This window comes from Alkalibacterium iburiense, from assembly GCF_039521845.1.
GTDB lineage: Bacteria > Bacillota > Bacilli > Lactobacillales > Carnobacteriaceae_A > Alkalibacterium > Alkalibacterium iburiense.
This window is the reverse complement of the sequence record NZ_BAAACW010000059.1, coordinates 323-18,466: the sequence shown is the minus strand read 5'-3', so window position 1 is coordinate 18,466 and position 18,144 is coordinate 323. Positions and strand designations below refer to the sequence as shown.

At 40.9% G+C, this 18,144-nt stretch carries 18 protein-coding genes; 4 read left to right on the top strand and 14 right to left on the bottom strand.

Annotated features, from left to right (window positions below; genetic code table 11):
- Nucleotides 1–152: 152 nt before the first annotated feature.
- From clpP to ABDZ53_RS05000, 8 genes are all read right to left on the bottom strand, one after another.
- Nucleotides 153–749, bottom strand: coding sequence for an ATP-dependent Clp endopeptidase proteolytic subunit ClpP (clpP, locus tag ABDZ53_RS05035; RefSeq protein WP_343754497.1), 597 nt, complete (start codon nucleotides 747–749; stop codon nucleotides 153–155).
- A 522-nt stretch (nucleotides 750–1,271) separates the two neighbouring features.
- Nucleotides 1,272–2,207: a D-ribose ABC transporter substrate-binding protein gene (locus ABDZ53_RS05030; RefSeq protein WP_343754496.1), complete on the bottom strand. Its 936-nt coding sequence runs from the start codon at nucleotides 2,205–2,207 to the stop codon at nucleotides 1,272–1,274.
- Between the two features lie 21 nt (nucleotides 2,208–2,228).
- A complete protein-coding gene (locus ABDZ53_RS05025; protein WP_343754495.1) occupies nucleotides 2,229–3,191 on the bottom strand; it encodes an ABC transporter permease subunit in 963 nt (320 codons plus the stop codon).
- Nucleotides 3,191–4,672: a sugar ABC transporter ATP-binding protein gene (locus tag ABDZ53_RS05020; RefSeq protein WP_343754494.1), complete on the bottom strand. Its 1,482-nt coding sequence runs from the start codon at nucleotides 4,670–4,672 to the stop codon at nucleotides 3,191–3,193. Before ABDZ53_RS05020 ends, ABDZ53_RS05025 begins: the two co-directional genes overlap by 1 nt.
- Before the next feature lie 12 nt (nucleotides 4,673–4,684).
- Entirely contained in the window at nucleotides 4,685–5,086 is a 402-nt protein-coding gene (gene rbsD, locus ABDZ53_RS05015) for a D-ribose pyranase (protein ID WP_343754493.1), read from the bottom strand.
- On the bottom strand, nucleotides 5,058–5,975 hold the full coding sequence (gene rbsK, locus ABDZ53_RS05010; RefSeq protein ID WP_343754492.1) for a ribokinase: 918 nt from the start codon (nucleotides 5,973–5,975) through the stop codon (nucleotides 5,058–5,060). Before rbsK ends, rbsD begins: the two co-directional genes overlap by 29 nt.
- A gap of 10 nt (nucleotides 5,976–5,985) precedes the next feature.
- Nucleotides 5,986–6,951, bottom strand: coding sequence for a LacI family DNA-binding transcriptional regulator (locus ABDZ53_RS05005; RefSeq protein ID WP_343754491.1), 966 nt, complete (start codon nucleotides 6,949–6,951; stop codon nucleotides 5,986–5,988).
- Between the two features lie 163 nt (nucleotides 6,952–7,114).
- Entirely contained in the window at nucleotides 7,115–8,548 is a 1,434-nt protein-coding gene (locus ABDZ53_RS05000) for a 6-phospho-beta-glucosidase (RefSeq protein ID WP_343754490.1), read from the bottom strand.
- Nucleotides 8,549–8,702: 154 nt separating this feature from the next.
- Here ABDZ53_RS05000 and ABDZ53_RS04995 point away from each other — a divergent pair, with 154 nt between their 5' ends.
- Nucleotides 8,703–9,974 carry a BaiN/RdsA family NAD(P)/FAD-dependent oxidoreductase gene (locus tag ABDZ53_RS04995; RefSeq protein WP_343754489.1) on the top strand — a complete coding sequence of 424 codons (1,272 nt, stop codon included), beginning with the start codon at nucleotides 8,703–8,705 and terminating at the stop codon, nucleotides 9,972–9,974.
- 113 nt (nucleotides 9,975–10,087) lie between these two features.
- Here ABDZ53_RS04995 and pepF read toward each other — a convergent pair whose 3' ends face one another.
- The 6 genes from pepF to ABDZ53_RS04965 form a co-directional block, all read right to left on the bottom strand.
- Nucleotides 10,088–11,896 (bottom strand): oligoendopeptidase F, encoded by a 1,809-nt coding sequence (gene pepF, locus ABDZ53_RS04990; protein WP_343754488.1) that lies wholly within the window; start codon nucleotides 11,894–11,896, stop codon nucleotides 10,088–10,090.
- A gap of 163 nt (nucleotides 11,897–12,059) precedes the next feature.
- The gene (locus ABDZ53_RS04985; protein WP_343754487.1) at nucleotides 12,060–13,010 is read right to left on the bottom strand and encodes a phosphoglycerate dehydrogenase; all 951 of its coding nucleotides are present in this window, start codon (nucleotides 13,008–13,010) and stop codon (nucleotides 12,060–12,062) included.
- 60 nt (nucleotides 13,011–13,070) lie between these two features.
- A complete protein-coding gene (locus ABDZ53_RS04980; RefSeq protein ID WP_343754486.1) occupies nucleotides 13,071–13,856 on the bottom strand; it encodes a hypothetical protein in 786 nt (261 codons plus the stop codon).
- 11 nt (nucleotides 13,857–13,867) lie between these two features.
- Entirely contained in the window at nucleotides 13,868–14,746 is an 879-nt protein-coding gene (gene rsmI / locus ABDZ53_RS04975) for a 16S rRNA (cytidine(1402)-2'-O)-methyltransferase (protein ID WP_343754485.1), read from the bottom strand.
- Entirely contained in the window at nucleotides 14,724–15,062 is a 339-nt protein-coding gene (locus tag ABDZ53_RS04970) for a GIY-YIG nuclease family protein (RefSeq protein ID WP_425541677.1), read from the bottom strand. The genes rsmI and ABDZ53_RS04970 overlap by 23 nt, the downstream gene beginning before the upstream one ends.
- 1 nt (nucleotide 15,063) lies before the next feature.
- Nucleotides 15,064–15,774, bottom strand: a complete 711-nt coding sequence (locus tag ABDZ53_RS04965; protein WP_343754499.1) for a tRNA1(Val) (adenine(37)-N6)-methyltransferase — start codon at nucleotides 15,772–15,774, stop codon at nucleotides 15,064–15,066.
- 186 nt (nucleotides 15,775–15,960) lie between these two features.
- Here ABDZ53_RS04965 and ABDZ53_RS04960 point away from each other — a divergent pair, with 186 nt between their 5' ends.
- The 3 genes from ABDZ53_RS04960 (at nucleotide 15,961) to ABDZ53_RS04950 (ending at nucleotide 17,839) form a co-directional block, all read left to right on the top strand.
- The gene (locus tag ABDZ53_RS04960; protein ID WP_343754483.1) at nucleotides 15,961–16,230 is read left to right on the top strand and encodes a hypothetical protein; all 270 of its coding nucleotides are present in this window, start codon (nucleotides 15,961–15,963) and stop codon (nucleotides 16,228–16,230) included.
- A gap of 150 nt (nucleotides 16,231–16,380) precedes the next feature.
- A complete protein-coding gene (locus ABDZ53_RS04955; RefSeq protein ID WP_343754498.1) occupies nucleotides 16,381–17,421 on the top strand; it encodes an IS1595 family transposase in 1,041 nt (346 codons plus the stop codon).
- Between the two features lie 22 nt (nucleotides 17,422–17,443).
- Nucleotides 17,444–17,839: an NUDIX hydrolase gene (locus tag ABDZ53_RS04950; RefSeq protein WP_343754482.1), complete on the top strand. Its 396-nt coding sequence runs from the start codon at nucleotides 17,444–17,446 to the stop codon at nucleotides 17,837–17,839.
- Nucleotides 17,840–18,144: the final 305 nt, after the last annotated feature.

Genomic DNA, 18,144 nt, shown 5'->3' with positions numbered 1-18,144 from the left:
AGTAGCTGTTCTTGTGAAGACAACATTCTCAACACTCCTTCATTTTCGTAACGCTTACATATATTATACTAAAAACCCCCTATTCTATCTATCGAAATCATAGGTAGAATAGGGGTTTTTCAGCAGTCTCGCTTTAGCTAGTCTCACTTTCTTTATTTGTTTAATTCAGCCGTACTATCCATAATCTGATCCACGATGCCATACTCTTTCGCTTCTTCGGCTGTCATGAAGAAGTCACGGTCGGTATCTCGTTCGATTACTTCTAGATCCTGTCCAGTACGCTCAACTAAAATTTTATTCAAGCGTTCACGTGTTCTTAAAATGTGTCTCGCAGCAATTTCAATTTCTGTTGCTTGACCTTGTGCGCCTCCTAGTGGCTGGTGAATCATGACTTCAGCATTTGGCAAAGCAAACCGTTTGCCCTTTTCACCTGCTGCAAGCAAGAAGCTTCCCATTGAAGCCGCTAATCCGATAGCGATTGTTTGAACGTCAGATTTAATGAAATTCATTGTATCGAAAATAGCTAAACCAGCTGTTACACTTCCACCTGGTGAGTTAATATATAAATAAATGTCTTTTTCAGGATCTTGCGCATCTAAAAAGAGCAATTGAGCAATAACAGAGTTAGCTACGTTATCATCAATTGGTCCTCCGAGCATAATAATGCGGTCTTTTAATAAACGAGAATAAATATCATACGCACGCTCGCCTCGTGGGGATTGTTCAATAACTGTAGGTACTAAATTCATGTAAACGTCCTCCTTGAAATGTGTTCTTTTTCAGTGTAGCATATATTCCTTTTTAAAGGAATCTAAAGTCATTATACATCATTGGTCAAAGTTGGTCAAACATTTAGTCACTCATTTTCTTTACCTTTAGTAATTTAACATATCTATCACTGTATTTCATACTATTGTTCTCGGTGGTTGGAGCTGGAGTCAAGCTTGAGCGACGTTCGTTTAACTTTAATTTCTTGAAGGGCGATAAGCTGGGATTTGAGCGACGTTCGCTGAATTTTATTTTCGCGAAGGGCGATAAGTACGGATTTGAGCGACGTTCGTCGGTTTCAGATTCCACGAAAGGCGATAAAGGCATCTTTAAGTAATAGTCACAGCCACTCACTCCTTTGAAGCTAGCCATTCCTCATTGAAACCCGGTGACTTCCTTAACTCTTCTAAAGTCGGCGATCCGGACTGGGCGCCTATTTTTCCTGAAGCAAAATATAAAATCTGGACCCTATTAGCTTAAGGCCCAGATTTTATTTGTATTAGTTATTCATTAGTAATCAATTCAAGCGGAGCTGCGATCTCGCTCTCAACTTCTTCACCTGAGAAGTAATCATAAACTGCTTCGACAGCTATTCTTCCCATTTCATCAGGTTGTTGAGCAACGGTTGCATTTAAACGTCCTGCTTCGATTTCTTCTAGAGCATCGTCATTTCCATCGAATCCCACAACGATGACATCAGTCATTCCAGCTGATTCTAATGCTTCCAATGCGCCTAGTGCCATTTCATCATTTTGAGCAAAAACAGCATCAATGTCTGAGTTTGATTGAATGATATTTTCCATTACAGTCAGACCCTCAGAACGGTTGAAGTTAGCAGACTGGCTTTCCAAGACGTTTAAACGCTCATCTGCCACATTGCTAAATCCTTCTCCTCTTTCATTGGTAGCAGACGCTCCTGGTACACCTTCTAACTGAACCACTCTGGCATCTTCGCCTACCATTTCGATGATAAATTCAGCTGCCATTTCTCCGCCTTCCACATTATCTGAAGCGATAAAGGTTAACACATCTCCCCCTTCACTAGAACGGTCAATCGTAATAACCGGGATACCTGCTGAGTTTGCAGACTCAATAGCAGGAGTGATGGCGTCAGAGTCTACAGGGTTGATGAGCAAAATGTCTACGCCTTGTTGGATGAGGTCATCGACCCCATTCACTTGAGTGGCCGTATCATCTTGAGCATCTACTGATCTAACAGTTGAACCATTTTCTTCTGCCGCTTCAATCACACCACTTTGAAGTTCTCCAAAAAACGGGTTGTTCAATGTTGAAATAGATAAGCCAATGGTGATTTCCTCTGGTGACTTCTCTTCCACTTCTCCATTGTCTCCTGTTTGGTCACCTTCTAAAGTAGCTGCTCCACATGCACTCAATACAAACATAACTAAAATTGATACTAGTCCTAATACTTTCTTCATTTTAACTCCTCCATTTTCTTTTTATTTTTTTCTATCTAATAATACCGCTATTATAATTACGACACCTCTAACCACTTGCTGATAAAAACTGGAAACGCCCAGTAGGTTTAGTCCGTTATTCAGTGTACCAATAATTAAAGCTCCGATAAGCGTTCCAACTATACGCCCTTTTCCTCCAGCTAGACTTGTCCCACCAATGACGACTGCCGCGATTGCATCTAATTCGTATGCTGTCCCTGCAGTGGGTTGAGCTGAGTTAAGTCGAGAGGCCAAAATGAGTCCTGCCAAAGCAGACATCATTCCTGAAATAGCATACACCATCATTTTTACACGATCAGATTTAATACCTGCAATATAGGCTGCTTGTTCATTTCCACCTATAGCGAATGTCTTACGTCCAAAGGTCATCTTATGCAAGACAACAAATAAGATGATGAATGCAATGGTTGTAATGATAACTGGAAAGGGTATGCCAAATAAATAGCCTCTTCCGAAGAATTGGAATGCAAACCCTCCACCAAAACCAGTAATCGGATTACCTTGTGTATAAACAAGGGTGAGACCTCTATAAATTGTCATAGTAGCTAGTGTTCCAATAAATGGGGCTACATTTCCTTTAGTAATCAATAACCCGTTGATTAATCCGAGGAATGCCCCTATTAGTAACCCAATAAAGATAGCAAGCAGTGCAGGAACCCCTGCAGCAATGATTCCTGCGGTTAATGCACTTGATAAGGCAAGTGTCGATCCCACAGACAAATCAATTCCACCCGTGATAATAACAAATGTCATCCCAAATGCAATAAGAGCATTGATGGACACTTGTCTCAATAAATTCAGTAGATTCGTCGGTTGTATAAAATTAGTGTTCATAACGGTTACAATTAACACAAGTACGACGAGAGCAATCGCTGGTCCTAACTTGCGGTAAAGTTCACTTCGCTTTTCTTTTTTTCTTGCAATGGCGGTATTTTTATTATCCATTATTCTCCTCCTGTTGCTAATGTCATGATGCGTTCTTCAGATAATTCATCCCGATGAAGTTCTCCAGCGATTGATCCTTCGTGTACGACTAAGACTCTGCTACTTACACCAATTATTTCAGGCAAGTCACTTGAAACCATAATAATAGCCACTCCACGTTCTGCTAGTTCTTTCATCAAATTATATATTTCTCTTTTTGCTCCGACATCTACTCCTCTAGTCGGTTCATCCAATATTAGTATCCGTGACCCCGCTCCAATCCATTTTGCTAAAACCACCTTCTGTTGGTTCCCACCAGAGAGTGCACTGACTGACAAATCGATACTTGCCGTTTTAACCGTTAACCTTTTCACTAGTAAATCAACAAACTCTTTTTCTTCTTTGGTGTCAATCCACCCTTTATTGGAAAACTCTTCAAATGCGGTCATACTGATGTTGTCTTTTACGGGAAAGTCTAAAATCAACCCTTCCTCTTTACGGTTTTCTGTCAGGAAGCCAATACCTTTCTTAACCGCATCGTGCGGGGTCTTGATATCCAGTTTGTCACCTTCAAGTAAGATCTCGCCTTCTTCAAAAGAATCGATTCCAAAGATACCACGCATAATTTCCGTACGACCCGCACCCATCAATCCAGAAAAGCCAAGTATTTCACCTGAATGCAGTTTAAATGAGATATTTTCATAATGAGGGAGATGGGTCAGATTTTTCACTTCTAAAACTACCTCTCCCTTATCATGTGTCATTTCAGGGTAATAGTCTTCCAGCTCTCGTCCAACCATCTGACGCACAATTTCATCATAAGTTGTATCTTTAGTAGCTTTGGTACTGATAGATACCCCATCTCTCATGACTGTTACTCGGTCGCTGATTTCGAATATTTCTTCCATTCGGTGTGATATATAGACTAATGCCACATTTTTTTCTTGAAGTTGACGGATAATTTTAAACAGAAGTTTAATTTCTCTATCCGTTAATGCTGCTGTCGGCTCATCCATGATAATCACCTCTGCATCGTTCAGCAGTGTTTTGGCAATTTCAACTAACTGTTGCTGACCTACGCTCAGAGTTCTCATCGTTCGGTCAAAAGAGATATCGATTCCCAATTCATTGAAAACTTTCTCAGCTTCTTTTTTCATTTCTTTCGTTAAGACCCAGCCAATTTTATTCTTTATTTCTTTACCCATGAATAAATTCTCAAGGACCGTCATATCCGGCCAGGTAATCATTTCCTGATGAATAAAACTAATTCCGTTCTCTTCAGCTTCTTTAGGGTTCGCGTATTGCTTTTGTTCCCCATTTATATAAACCGTTCCATCATCTTGCTTATGAAGACCTGTTAATATATTCATTAACGTCGATTTACCTGCCCCGTTTTCACCCATTAAGGCATGAACTTCACCCGGTTCTAATTTTAAATCGACGCCTTTAAGCACTTGATTCGCGCCAAAGGCTTTTGTAATCCCTCTCAATTCTACTTGCACTTTAACTACCTCCTAAAAGAGTACACCAGCCTGTAAGATAACGTTCGCATAAGGTGTCACTTCTCCAGTACGAATGATAACTTTCGCATGTGATGATGCCTTTTTAAACTCCTCATGACTGATAAACGTCTGTGTGATGCTTTCCTTTTTAAATTCTCTGCTCAGTTCTGCAAATACTTCAGCATTCTGATCTTTTATTTCCTCGGCTAAAATGGCATGTTCAACTTTCATATCTTTCATAATCTCTTTTAACACATCCATAAAGGAGGGTGTGCCAAATTTTAAAGCAAGATCAATTTTTTTAATACCGTCTGGTACTGGTAGCCCACAATCAGCAATAATAATCTGATCTGTATGGCCTAAATCTGTTAATACTTTACTAATTTCACTGTTTAAAATGCCATGCTTTTTCAAAATCTTCATGCTCCTTCATCTGTTCTAATGTCGGCGCACCCGTCTGTGCCCCAACTTTCTGAATGGACAGTCCCGCTGCAATGTTAGCGAATTGAATACTGTCTTTAATCTTTAATCCCGAAGAGTAGGCAAAAGCGAATGCCCCATTAAATACATCCCCCGCACCTGTAGTATCAACTACATTGCTTACTTTTGTCGAAGGAACCTCCTGTATTTCCTCACCGTCATAGTAGACAGCGCCTTTGCTGCCTAGCGTAATAATAAGCTTATTTGGAAAGGTTCTAAGCACCGTCTCCATTTCCTCCCCAGGAAATAGTACATCGAATTCTGTTTCATTTGGAGTAATAAATGCTACTTTTTCGATCAGTTCTTGATTGAGTGATCGAGCCGGTGCAGGATTCAGTAGCAACGGAACCTTCAACTCTTCACACAACTGAATCAGTTCTTGCACTGTCTCTTCAGGGGTTTCGTTTTGAACCATGACCAAGTCACTATTTTGTATGATTGAATGCGTGGCAACAAAATCATTAAGCTTCTCTGGTGTATACTCTCCGTTGGCACCAGGCACATATATAATGGAATTATCTTGAGCAAATAACGTAATGAAAGCAGAACCCGACGGATGTGTAACCCGTTCCACACCGTTTACAAAAATGTGATTTTCTCTTAAGTTATTCAGTAGTTCTTCTCCGAATATATCTGTGCCAACAGCACCAAGCATATGCACTTCTCCCCCTAGTCTTGCAGAAGCAACTGCTTGGTTAGCCCCTTTTCCTCCAAAGCTTGTAGTAAAGCTTTTCCCTTCAACCGTCTCACCCATGGAAGGTCGCTTATCTGTTTCTACAACGAAATCTGTCGATATACTCCCGACAACTGTAATTTTTGGCATAGTTACTCTCCTATCTTAAAGAATTTCTTGTGATTAATTTTGGTTTCAATTTTAGTTTTTTATTTTTAACGGTTTTTTTCTCAATTAAATCTAAAAGCATTTTAGCTCCTTGGTAGCCTACGTCATACGCTGGCTGAGCTATTGTAGTTAGCCCCGGATACATCAGACGACTAAAGAGCATATCATCATACCCTATAATCTGAATATCTTCAGGAATCTTATGTCCCCTTTTTATCGCTTCTTTCATAACAGCTAGCGCATATACATCATTGCTCGCAATGACACTGTCAAATGATTCATAGGTTTCAAACAAGTTTATAGCTGTAATTTCTGCTTTTTCAACTTTAAACGAATTCGTTTCCATTACTTTGTAGGATAAACCTCCATTATCCAGAATAGATAATGCGCCTGATAAGCGATCATTTGCTCCTGAAACATTTTTAGGTCCAGCCATAACAATTGCGTGCTTTCCACCAGCTTTTAAAATGGCTTGAGCTGCCAACTTACCACCCAGCTTGTCATCTGTAGAAACAGAATAATCTTCTTCTTCATCTGCTCTGTCTAGCAGGATAAAAGGGACCCGATAAGTGTTATTTTTTTTGCCAGCAGAAGCTGACAACACACCACTGATATTGTATTGAGAAAAAAATTTCACATACATATCTTCTTTTTCTGGGTTATCTTCGACATTTCCCAAAATGACCATATATCCATTTTGTTGAGCGTAATCTTCTACACCTTTTGCCAGCAACGGAAAGTAGGGATTAGAGATATCAGGTAAAAGCAAGCCAATCATCTTGGAACTTTTCTGATAGAGTGATCGAGCGACTTCATTAGGATAATACCCTAATGCTTTTACAGCTTCTTCCACTTTAATTCTGGATTTTTCTCCAACATAGCCACTATTATTCAGCGCACGAGACACTGTAGCAACTGACACTCCCGAGTATTCTGCAACATCTTTGATAGTAACCATTTTTCTCCCCCTAAAACCTGTAACCGATTACACATTTTATTTTAACATCTCATTTTGTTTTGTCAATAGAGAAGAACTATTAATTTCTTTTTTGGTGACTTGAATGGTTCAATAAATACTTGTCAAAAAAACGTCAGCCTGATTGGACCAGCGTTTCCTTCTTTTAATCGTTTGATGTATCTTCGCCATTTGTTTCAATAACTTTTTTATACCAATAGAAAGATTTTTTCGGTGTGCGTTTGAGTGTGCCGTTTCCATAGTTGTCTCGGTCTACGTAAATGTAGCCGTAGCGTTTTTTCATTTCTCCGGTACTGGCGCTGACTAAATCAATACAGCCCCAGGATGTATAACCCATTAAATCCACACCGTCCAGTTCGACTGCGTCTTTCATGGCTTCAATGTGAGACGCCAAGTAGTCGATACGGTAATCATCTTCGACGTAGCCGTTCTCATTCGGTTCATCTACAGCCCCTAAGCCGTTTTCTACAATAAAGAGCGGCTTCTGATAGCGGTCGTAAATATCATTCATCGTAATACGCAAACCGAGCGGATCGATTTGCCAGCCCCATTCACTGGCTTCTAAATGCGGGTTTTTAACTGAGCGAACCACATTGCCTTCGGTCTCCTCTTTTGACTGAGGTTCTCCGGATGCGACCCGACTTGAATAGTAAGAAAAAGAAATAAAGTCTACAGTATGCTTTTTAAGCAGTTCTTTATCGCCTTCTGCAAAAGGAATCTCAATGCCTTCTCGTTCCAGTTCCTTTAACGCATAACTCGGGTACTCGCCGCGAGACTGGACATCGATAAAGAAATAATTGCGTCTGTCGGCTTGCTGAGCAGCTAGAACATCTCTTGGATGAGGCGTATCTGGATAGAATTTCCCTGCGGCTAACATACAGCCGATTTGGTTTTCCGGATCGATTTCGTGAGCAATTTTTGTAGCCAAAGCACTGGCAACGAGTTCATGGTGAGCGGCTTGATAAATGACCTGCTTTTTATTTTCGCCTTCTTCAAATACAAGTCCGGCTCCCATAAATGGGGCATGGAGAATGACATTGATTTCATTAAAGGTCAGCCAGTATTTCACTAAACCTTTATAGCGGGTAAAAAGCGTTCGGACGAGCCTTTCATAAAATGCGATGGTCTGCCTGTTACGCCAGCCCCCGTATTCTTTGATTAAATGAATCGGGCAATCAAAATGCGTAATCGTTACAAGGGGCTCAATGCCGTACTTTCGGCACTCTTTAAATACATTTTCGTAAAACTGAAGCCCTTCTTCATTGGGTTCTTCTTCGTCCCCTTTTGGAAAGATACGTGACCAGGCAATAGAGAGCCGGTACGTTTTAAAGCCCATTTCAGCAAATAAGGCAATATCTTCTTTATAGCGGTTGTAGTGATCAATCCCTACCTTTGCCGGATAAAAATGCTCATCATCAAAGTCGAAATGTTTCACGTCACCGTTTCTGGTAGGGTTCCGGTCTTCACCGATTGGTAAGACATCTACATTCGCCAAACCTCTGCCTCCTTGATTGTAGCCCCCTTCAAGCTGGTTGGCTGCTGTTGCGCCACCCCATAAAAAGTCTTTCCTTAATCCCATATGCGTTCCTCCTAAAATTTTAGTATTCCTCTTTATTCTAATGAATGGAATCCATTACACACAAGCCTTATTCACAATTTTCCAAATGTATGGTAAAGTAACAAAAGCATTTTGACCGCATACTAACTAATTAATTAAGAAATGAGGCTTATACATGGCTCACTACGATGTTTTGGTCATCGGCGCTGGTACTAGTGGATTAATGGCTGCCATTTCTGCAGCTGAACACGGTGCAACAGTCGGTGTCATTGAAAAAAATAAATTTGCTGGCAGGAAATTGCTGGTGACTGGAAACGGGCGCTGCAATGTCACCAATAACCGCGATAAAGAAGAGATTATTGCTCACATCCCTGGAAATGGCCGCTTTTTATACAGTGCCTTTTACCAGTATGATAACTACGATATCATGAACTTCTTCCGTTCGAAAGGAATTGCATTAAAAGAAGAAGACCATGGACGTATGTTTCCGACTACGGACAAATCCCGTACTATTGTGAATGCCCTAGTCTCCATACTGGAAGACCTAAATGTGGATCTCCACACCGATTCACCAGTGGAGACTGTTTTGTATGAAGACAATCAAGCTGTTGGGGTTCTGCTTAAAAACGGTGAAACCATCCACGGGTCCAGGGTCATTATTTCCACAGGTGGAAAAGCTATGCCTCGAACCGGTTCAACGGGAGACGGCTACGCTTGGGCTGAAAAAGCTGGTCACACCATTAAAGAACTCTATCCAACAGAAGTACCCATCACGTCAAACGAACCCTTTATCCAAGATCACGTTCTTCAGGGCTTGTCTTTAAGAGACATGACTATGAGTGTGCTGAACAAGAAAAACAAAGCCGTCGTGTCTCACAGAATGGATATGATTTTCACTCACCTCGGTGTATCCGGGCCTGCCGTCCTTCGCTGCTCCATGTTCGTTCTGCAGACAATGAAGCGTGACAAAAACGGCAAAGCCACATTAACCATTGATTCCTTGCCCGACCTGTCTAAAGGCGAGTTAAAGCAGAAATTAGAGCAACTTGTTAAACAGGACGGCGATAAAAGCTTTAAAAATGCCCTTAAACCATTTGGACCCGAACGCTACCTTTTATTTGGACTCGAACGATTAGCCATCGATAGCGATAGACCCTATAAAACAGTCACGCCTAAAGAAATGGAAGGAATTGTTGGATTTCTGAAAGACTTCCGCTTTGACGTTCACGGGTCTCTGCCGATAGAGAAAGCTTTCGTAACGGGCGGCGGGGTTCATACGAAAGAAGTGAATCCTAAAACAATGGAAAGTAAATTAATGAAACATTTGTATTTCACAGGAGAAATCTTGGATTATAACGGCTACACAGGAGGGTATAACATTACAGGCGCCTTTATCACCGGGAGAATCGCCGGTATGCACGCAGCCCAGTCGGTCCTATCCTCTTAATGTTTTCGCACAGATTCCCTTTCGCTCCTATTGTTTTCAGGACTTGGAATCATTCCGTTATGTATCAGCAAAAAACGCCAACTCTCTTTTAATGAGAGTGGCGTTTTTTTAATTTAAGCTTTATTTAATTCATTGGATAGTTCAATAATACGATCGACTGATTCGTCAAGGTAGTTGATGGTTTCAGATAATGGTTTATCTGTTGTGATATCGACTCCTGCTACTTTAGTGGCTTCAGCTGGTACTTTTTGTCCACCAAGAGCTAAGAATTCTAACCAACCGTCAACCGGCTCTTCGCCACTCTTGATTTTCAAGAAAGCTTGAGTCGCAATGGTCAAACCAGCAGAGTAAGTGTAAGGGTATAGACCCATGTAGTAGTGAATTTGACGCATCCACGTTAACTCAGCGCCTGGTTCTAATTCTACAGCATCTCCCCAGAACTGTTCGAGGACATCTCGTTTTAATTCACTGAGTTTCTTCGCGTTAAAGCTCTTGCCTGCATCCACTAAACGGTACACTTCACGCTGATAAGTAGCTTCCAGTAAGTGCGTCACGAAATTATGGAAGTATGTTTTTGATATCATTTTCGATAAAACATTCCGTTCCATACGCGGATCCTCTGTTTTATTCTGCAAGTAATCGGTTAAGAGCAACTCATTAAATGTAGACGGTCCTTCAATTAAGTAAAGAGACGGACGGGCACTCGTTAATGGGTTGTTTTCATTGGACAAGACCCCTTGTCCAGCATGTCCTAATTCATGGAATAAGGTATAGGCATCCGATAACTGATCTGTCCAGGACATCATGACATACGGGTGTTTGCCATAAGTGGTTGAGCAGAAGGCCCCTGAGCGTTTGCCTTTATTTTGTGCAAAGTCAACCCAGCGTTCTGGATAAGCGCGTAGAATCATGTTGACATAGTCTTCTCCTAAAGGAGCTAAGGCTTCTTTCACCAAGTCTTTTGAATCTTCAATAGTTACTGGTGTGGAATACTCGGGGTCTAAATCGACTTTCAAGTCCGCATAGGTCATTTTCTCTAACCCGTGTTCTTCTTTTACATGTGTGATGTACTTACGCATAACTGGCGCAAAGTCATTCATAATCATATCAATCTGACGGTGGTAAAGGTCTTGATCGACTTCCTGACTTTCAAGTAAGTAGTCAAACACCGAATCATAGCCGCGCATAGTAGCCAATGTTTTTTCTTTTTGGACGTGCGTGTAGTAGGCTGTCGCGACAACGTTTTGGTATTGACCTAAGACTTGACTGAATTTGTCGTATGCTGCCCGACGGATTTTAGGGTCTTCATGATACATATACACTTCTTCATATAAAACAAAACTTAAGGGATACGTTTGGCCATCCACTTCAAATGTGCCATAATCCGCATCAGCTGAACGGGCTTGTTCAAATATTTCTGAAAAGGCACCTAAAGTAGGATTCAATTGAGCTAGAGCTTCCTCTACTTTAGGGTCGAGCTTCGCTTTTTTAGAGGCTTTGATTCCTCTGACGAAAGCTTGGTATGTCGGCTCTTTTTCAACAATATCATTTAAGGTACTGTCATCTAAATCTTCTATTTGTGACTGGAAAAAGCTAAGTTTCGCACTGACACCAGCTAATACGTTTGAGACATGTCGGGCCTGCTGCTGAGCTTCACTGTCAAAGATATCTACCGATACAGGCAAACGTCCGTACTGACCAATGTGAGAAGCGCTGGCTACTATTTTCTCATACTCTTTAATCGCTTGAACCGCTGTTTCTGCGCTGTCTATTTTGCCATTGAACCGTTCAGAAAAAGCGTCTACATCTTTAGGTAATTGTTCACTTGCTTCTTCAAATGCTTCTTTTGATTCAAATACTGCGGATAAATCCCATTTTAAATCATCACTTATCTGATTTCTGTCTTTCATTTCTTCTGCCATAACCGTCTCCCTTTCCTTGCTAAAATGAACATGACACCTTGTCATAAAAACAGTATAGCATGATTGTTCTTCACATGTTAGACCTTTTTAATGAAATTTTCAGGTAATTATAAGAAAACTCTTCTGATAGCCACTCACGCTGTTTCAGAAGAGTTTATATTATTTAGTATCCTGAATCATAATCAACGACATTTCTCGGCAAATCTTCACCTGCTACAAAGGCTTTCAGATTTTCTTTGAAAATTGGGTACAGTCTTTCCGCATAGCGATCAAAGTCTCCCGATATGTGAGGAGTTAACAACACATCTTCACGTGCGTAAAGGGGATGGTCGCTTGGTAAAGGTTCTTCATGGACCACATCCAATGCCGCAAAGGCTATCTGTCCATTGTCCAGCGCTTTGATCAAATCGTCTGTCACAACGGTTGTTCCTCTCCCGACGTTGATATAGACCGCACTGTCTTTCATTTTTTCAAACAGATCGTAATCAAATAAGTCTTTTGTTTCATCCGTACTCGGTAAAATGTTGACGACCACGTCAGCTTTAGGTAAAGCCTCTGCCAGATTTTCCTGAGTATACTGCTCATCCATATACTCGACATCGCGCCCGCTACGGTTAATGCCTATGGTGTGCATATCGAACGCTTTGGCTAACTTACCTGTCTGTTTACCGATTTGACCGGTTCCCACAATCAGCATCGTTTTATCCGTCAGCTCTGACATAGGGGTATCTGTATTCCACTCCGCCTTGTCCTGCATTTTTATAGAATGTCTGATGCCACGCGTGTAGCTAAGTAACATACCGATAACGGATTCCGCAATCGGATGAGCGTGTATCCCACTAGCGTTGGTTAAAACGATGCCTTTTTCTTGCATGGTTTCTAAATCAAGGTAGTCTACACCGGCTGAATCAATCTGAAGCCATTTCAGTTGAGACGAGTCGTCCTGCACGATTATAGGTCCGTCCTCTTTATTCCATCCATAGATGGCTTCTATATCAGATAGCTTGTCTGCTTCACTCAAAGATGAAACAAATGTATAATCAGGCGCAATCTCTTTAAGTTCTTTTTCCTGTTCTTTTGAAAAAGAATAATAACTTAAAATTGTTTTTGTCATTTTCCCTCACTCCTCTTCTCTATTTAATCACATTTTGAGTAAAAGGCCTAATAAGAGTGATTATTTGACAGATTCGTACACTCCCGAAATAGAGTCCAATTTCTGTATCTCTTCACTGACGACGTTCACACGGTAGATACCGATTAAGTTGGACCACTCCACCCCATCTTGTTCAACGGCTTCTCTCACTTCTATTTGAACCCAGTCTTCCTCTTCTTGATTCACAAAATAAAAATAGCTCTCTCCTGTGAGGGCCTGATTCTCTAAAAACAAATCAAAAGCCAAGTCTTCCGTTTCTTCTTTTGATAAGTCACCTGTGGTTTCAGTTTCCTGATTTTTCTCTTCTAACCAAAGGCCCAGTTCCTCATCGCTCACTTCATCTATCGCTTGACCGGTTTCTGTTTCAAACTGCTCTGCCATTAAAGAAGATTGTCTTTCTTCAGAGTAAATAGACGACTCCGTACTGGCTCCAGCCACTTGCCTAGCAGCTTCAGCTTGTTTTTGCTCAATTTCTGCTTTTAACGCTTCCGCTTCTGTTTGGATATCTGGATAAGCACTTAAATCCTGTTGAAGTAAAGTGCTTAAGGTTCCCGCTGCTTCTGCCAGCTGGTCTGTTTCATATTGAGCCCTAGCATGATCCAATTGCTTGGTGTAATCTTCCTGACTGCTTTCTTCCGTTGTCTCTTCCCTAGCATCTGACTCAGCCGCTTCATCCACAGGGTTTGTCGTTTCCTGAATCTCTTCAACCGATTCAACCGGTGCCTGCGTTTCTTCTACCGGTTCTTGGCAAGCGGTTAACCCTAAACTTAAGGCTGTCACACTAAGTAAAATCAATCTTTTTGACATGATTAGTCCTCCTATTGGTCTAGCTGATGGTAGGCAGCATAGACGTCTCTTTTTTGAATCCCTCTTAACTGAGCCACTTCTTTTATTGCCACTTTACTTGATACACCTTGTTCCAACATGACTCGACTCACATGTTCGTCTAACGGCCAGGTTGCCCAATCTTGTTCCTCTTGTGCTTCCGGCGCATCATTTCCTTCGACAATCACAACAAACTCGCCTCTGAGCTGTTCGCTGTTCGTCCACTCTTTCACCTCCGCAAGTGTCCCTCTAACGAATTCTTCAAATCGCTTCGTCAACTCTCTAGCCAATACGACCCGTCTGTCTGGTCCGAAGACTTTTTCCATTTCTTCTATTCTCTGTTTCAATCGGTGAGGCGACTCATAAAACACGATGGTCTCTTGTCTTTTGTTTAGTGCCTCTAACTCTTCCTGGACATCCTTTTTCTTCCTTGGCAAAAAGCCGTAAAAGTAAAAAGGCTGAGGAACCAGTCCTGACGCAATTAATGCCGTGAGGGCCGCATTGGCTCCTGGTAAAGGCACCACTGAAATATTGGCTTCTAAAGCAGCATGAACCAGTTCCACTCCAGGGTCACTGATAGAAGGCATGCCGGCGTCACTGACTTGAGCTATGGATTCGCCCTTTTTTAATCGCTCAACCAGTTGGGCAGCCCGTTCGGTGGCGTTATGTTCATGGTAACTGATTTGAGAGGTCTCAATACCAAAATGATTCAACAGCTTTTGAGTGTTTCTCGTATCTTCTGCCGCAATCAGATCCACTTCTTTTAAAATGTTTACGGCTCTAAAAGTCATGTCTTCTAAATTGCCTATCGGAGTTGGAACGAGATAGAGCGTTCCGGTGTCTTTTGCTTCAAAGCTTTTCTGAATCTGCATCTTGATTACTCTCCATTTCTTTAACAATACAGGCGTGTTGCTTGTGTAAAGGAAATTTGACGCCATTGTCTTTTAAATAGCGTTCTTTTACTGGCCGGGTCATTTTTTTAAAAGCCGCCTCTGCTTTCGTTGCCAGGCTTCTGGAAGCATGAGCCTCCGCATACAGCATTCTTGCCGGTCGCCTTCTGGCTGGTCGGGTGTACTTGGCGCCGATTCCATCATTGTGTTCCTTTAAACGCCTCTTAATGTCTGTCGTATAGCCTCCATAAAGTGTCCCGTCTTTACAATACAGCACATAAAAATAACTCTTCTTCACGTTAATCGTCTCCATAAATCATTCGTCTCACTTCAGGAAAGTACTCCCTGTCGTCTTTATAAACAAAAAGCGGAGGCAATATTTTAAAGCCTGTATCTTTTCCGTGCTTGATGCCTTCTACTAAAAGAATGTTCGCTTCCTTATTTTCTTTTGGATAGACGAAGCGGACTCTTTTCGGTGTTAAATTCACTTCCCGCATCGCATCCATGATTTCCAAAAAGCGTTCCGGACGGTGGACAAAATAGGCTTTGCCTTTCATTTTTAACAGTCCAGCAGAAATAGCCATCATTTCCTTTAAGTTTAAATGCAGTTCATGCCTCGCAATGGCTAAATGTTCGTTTGGATTTTTGTGACTCGCTTCAGATACTGTGAAATAAGGAGGGTTACAGGTCAGGATATCTACGGAATCCTTTGGAATGTGCTGGTAAACCTCTTTCACATCCCCTTCAATCATGGTCATCTGGTCTTCCAGCTGATTCAGCTGAATGCTTCTATTCGCCATATCTACCAAACGGCTTTGCAATTCAACGCCAATAATAGAACTTTTCGTTTGCTGACTGAGCATTAAGGCCACTGCTCCATTGCCAGAGCACAGGTCTACGATTTTTGCTCGATTGTGTTGAGGGACTTTGGCAAAGTTTCCCAATAAAACAGCATCCAGTGAGAAAGAAAATACGGATGGGCTTTGGATAATATCTAATTTATACTGCATCAATTGATCAATGCGTTCGTCTTCTTTTAATTGAATCTCCACTCTACTAGCTTCCTTTATTATTGTTTTATTCAGTATACCAAAAAACACCCTTTAGACAGTAGGCTTTTTAAATTATTGTAGCTTTAATGGGATAATAAAGTATACTATAATAGAAGAAAGCCGTTACAAGAGAGGAGTCCCTATATGTCTTTTGTTAATCTTATAGCGGGTAGTATCATTGTCCTTCTAGCCTTACAGGTTTTGTGCCTGGTTGATGTCTGGTTGGGAAATTATAATAGTCGTGTCCTTCGTTTCTTTTCAAGTACTACCGTCACTCAATATGATTACACTGCTTTTACTGACGAGGAAAATGATAAAATAAAATTTTGGCTCACGATACATATTTTGTCCGTTGTCTTTTTCGGTGTCACTGTTTTTTACAGAACTATCAAGCGTGAAAGCCCACGGTTTTAATCGTGGGATGAGAGCATACATTGAGATAAATGTCTGATTGTTTTGTCTTCTTTTTCTTTTAGCTATGTTAAATAACTCTGTTGATATTTGAATATAACGAAATCTCGTTCTATAATGGATGTAAAATTGGACGAGAGCGAGTTGTTAAGAATGGCATTGAAGGACATCATCATAGAAATCCAAAAGTTAAGTACAGCAGACCAATACCGTCTGAAAGAATTTTTTGCTAAATCCTTAGCTTCCTATACTGCGAGTGAGCCTGTATTTAAAGAGGTTTCAGAGCGGAAGCATAAGGATGGATTTACTTGTTCTCATTGCAATTCTAATAACGCAGTTCGTTTCGGTAAATATAATGTGAAAATGGGTACTCGCACTTTAGAACGTCAACGGTACCGTTGCAAAGATTGTGGGAAAACATTTACTGATGTGACTAATACTCCACTTCACGGTACTCACCTTCCTCACAAGTGGTTAGAGTTCGTTCAGTGTATGATAGAGGGTTATTCACTTCGTAAGTCGGCAGAACTCTTAGGAGTTCACTATGTAACTTTGTTCTACTGGAGACACAAGCTCCTTTCAGCCATAAAACAGATGGATTTTGAGCAATTTGAAGGTATTGTTGAAATGGACGAGACTTACTTTCTATACTCGGAAAAAGGGAAACGCAAAATTGATGGTCGAAAAGCACGCAAAAGAGGTGGTTCATCTTCTCAACGAGGTATCAGTAAAGAACAAGTTTGTGTGCTGGTTGCAAGAGACCGTCAAAAGGCAACATACTCGAAGGTGGTTGGTCAGGGTCGGATTGTAAAATCTCGACTTGAAGAAGCAATTGGCACTAAACTCTCTCCTACCAATGTTCTTTGTACAGATGCTTGGCGGGCATTTATGACATATGCAAAAGAAAAAGGGCTGGAGCATTATCGGTTTAAATCCGATGGTAAGGAACGAGTTAGAGGTGTTTACCATATCCAAAATGTGAATAGTTATCACAGTCGTTTAAAAGGCTGGATAAATCGGTTCAATGGCGTGGCGACGAAGTACCTCGACCATTATTTGAGCTGGTTTCAGTTTCTAGACCAAATCAAACACCGTAATGATGATACAACTGTCAGTAAGATGATTATTGAAAGCTGTATGTTCTCAACGGAAATGACCTATGATAAACTCAGGTTATCAAAATTTTCCAAATGATGAACGATTGGGGGAATCATCTATGAGAGATAGAAGCTCGGTGGTAATAATAGAAAATCAGAAGGTTGTTTTAATTCAAAGACTTAGGGATGGCTCTATTTATTATGTTTTCCCTGGTGGTGGAATAGAGAATGGTGAAACACCAGAAGCTGGAGCCAAAAGAGAAGCATTAGAGGAATTAGGGGTTGAAGTAAAAGTTAAAGAGTGCATTTCAGAAGTTGAATTCAACGGGACTCAATACTTTTTTCTGTCTGAAATTATTTCTGGAACTTTAGGAACTGGACAAGGTGAAGAGTACACAGACAAAAATAGAGATAGAGGAACGTACTTGCCAATGTGGGTAGATATAGAAAGTTTATCATCTATTGATGTAAGACCGAATGAAGTTGCTTTAAAGGTTCAATCCCTATTAAATTAGCGCACCTCAAAAAACAAGGGAACTCCTAGAGAATATGGGTTCCCTTTCAAAATTACAAAAATCAACATTATTCTTTAACATAGCTTTTCTTTTAAAAGTAAGTCTACATTTCTCTAGCCTTTCCGTTGACGGAGTGATATACTAAAGTTAACAAAAAGAACACACGTTTGTATTCGTGATCGAGGTGAAGCGAGTGAAAAAAGAACAGACAAAGTCCTGTGTTAAAGTACTCAAAGTGAAATTAAAGCCGACTAAAGAACAAGCAGCTGAATTGACCCGGCTATCCAAAGAGTATATTTATCACG

Excerpts from the sequence above, each read along its gene's own strand:
- ABDZ53_RS05030 (WP_343754496.1), bottom strand. The coding sequence starts at position 2,207 with ATGAAGAAAGTATTAGGACTAGTATCAATTTTAGTTATGTTTGTATTG.
- ABDZ53_RS05000 (WP_343754490.1), bottom strand. The coding sequence starts at position 8,548 with ATGGGATTAAGGAAAGACTTTTTATGGGGTGGCGCAACAGCAGCCAAC.
- ABDZ53_RS04980 (WP_343754486.1), bottom strand. The coding sequence starts at position 13,856 with ATGTCAAAAAGATTGATTTTACTTAGTGTGACAGCCTTAAGTTTAGGG.
- pepF (WP_343754488.1), bottom strand. The coding sequence starts at position 11,896 with ATGGCAGAAGAAATGAAAGACAGAAATCAGATAAGTGATGATTTAAAA.
- rbsK (WP_343754492.1), bottom strand. The coding sequence starts at position 5,975 with ATGCCAAAAATTACAGTTGTCGGGAGTATATCGACAGATTTCGTTGTA.
- ABDZ53_RS04985 (WP_343754487.1), bottom strand. The coding sequence starts at position 13,010 with ATGACAAAAACAATTTTAAGTTATTATTCTTTTTCAAAAGAACAGGAA.
- ABDZ53_RS04965 (WP_343754499.1), bottom strand. The coding sequence starts at position 15,774 with ATGCAGTATAAATTAGATATTATCCAAAGCCCATCCGTATTTTCTTTC.
- ABDZ53_RS04950 (WP_343754482.1), top strand. The coding sequence starts at position 17,444 with ATGAGAGATAGAAGCTCGGTGGTAATAATAGAAAATCAGAAGGTTGTT.
- ABDZ53_RS04995 (WP_343754489.1), top strand. The coding sequence starts at position 8,703 with ATGGCTCACTACGATGTTTTGGTCATCGGCGCTGGTACTAGTGGATTA.
- ABDZ53_RS04960 (WP_343754483.1), top strand. The coding sequence starts at position 15,961 with ATGTCTTTTGTTAATCTTATAGCGGGTAGTATCATTGTCCTTCTAGCC.
- rsmI (WP_343754485.1), bottom strand. The coding sequence starts at position 14,746 with ATGCAGATTCAGAAAAGCTTTGAAGCAAAAGACACCGGAACGCTCTAT.
- ABDZ53_RS05005 (WP_343754491.1), bottom strand. The coding sequence starts at position 6,951 with ATGGTTACTATCAAAGATGTTGCAGAATACTCGGGAGTGTCAGTTGCT.
- ABDZ53_RS05025 (WP_343754495.1), bottom strand. The coding sequence starts at position 3,191 with ATGGATAATAAAAATACCGCCATTGCAAGAAAAAAAGAAAAGCGAAGT.
- clpP (WP_343754497.1), bottom strand. The coding sequence starts at position 749 with ATGAATTTAGTACCTACAGTTATTGAACAATCCCCACGAGGCGAGCGT.
- ABDZ53_RS04955 (WP_343754498.1), top strand. The coding sequence starts at position 16,381 with ATGGCATTGAAGGACATCATCATAGAAATCCAAAAGTTAAGTACAGCA.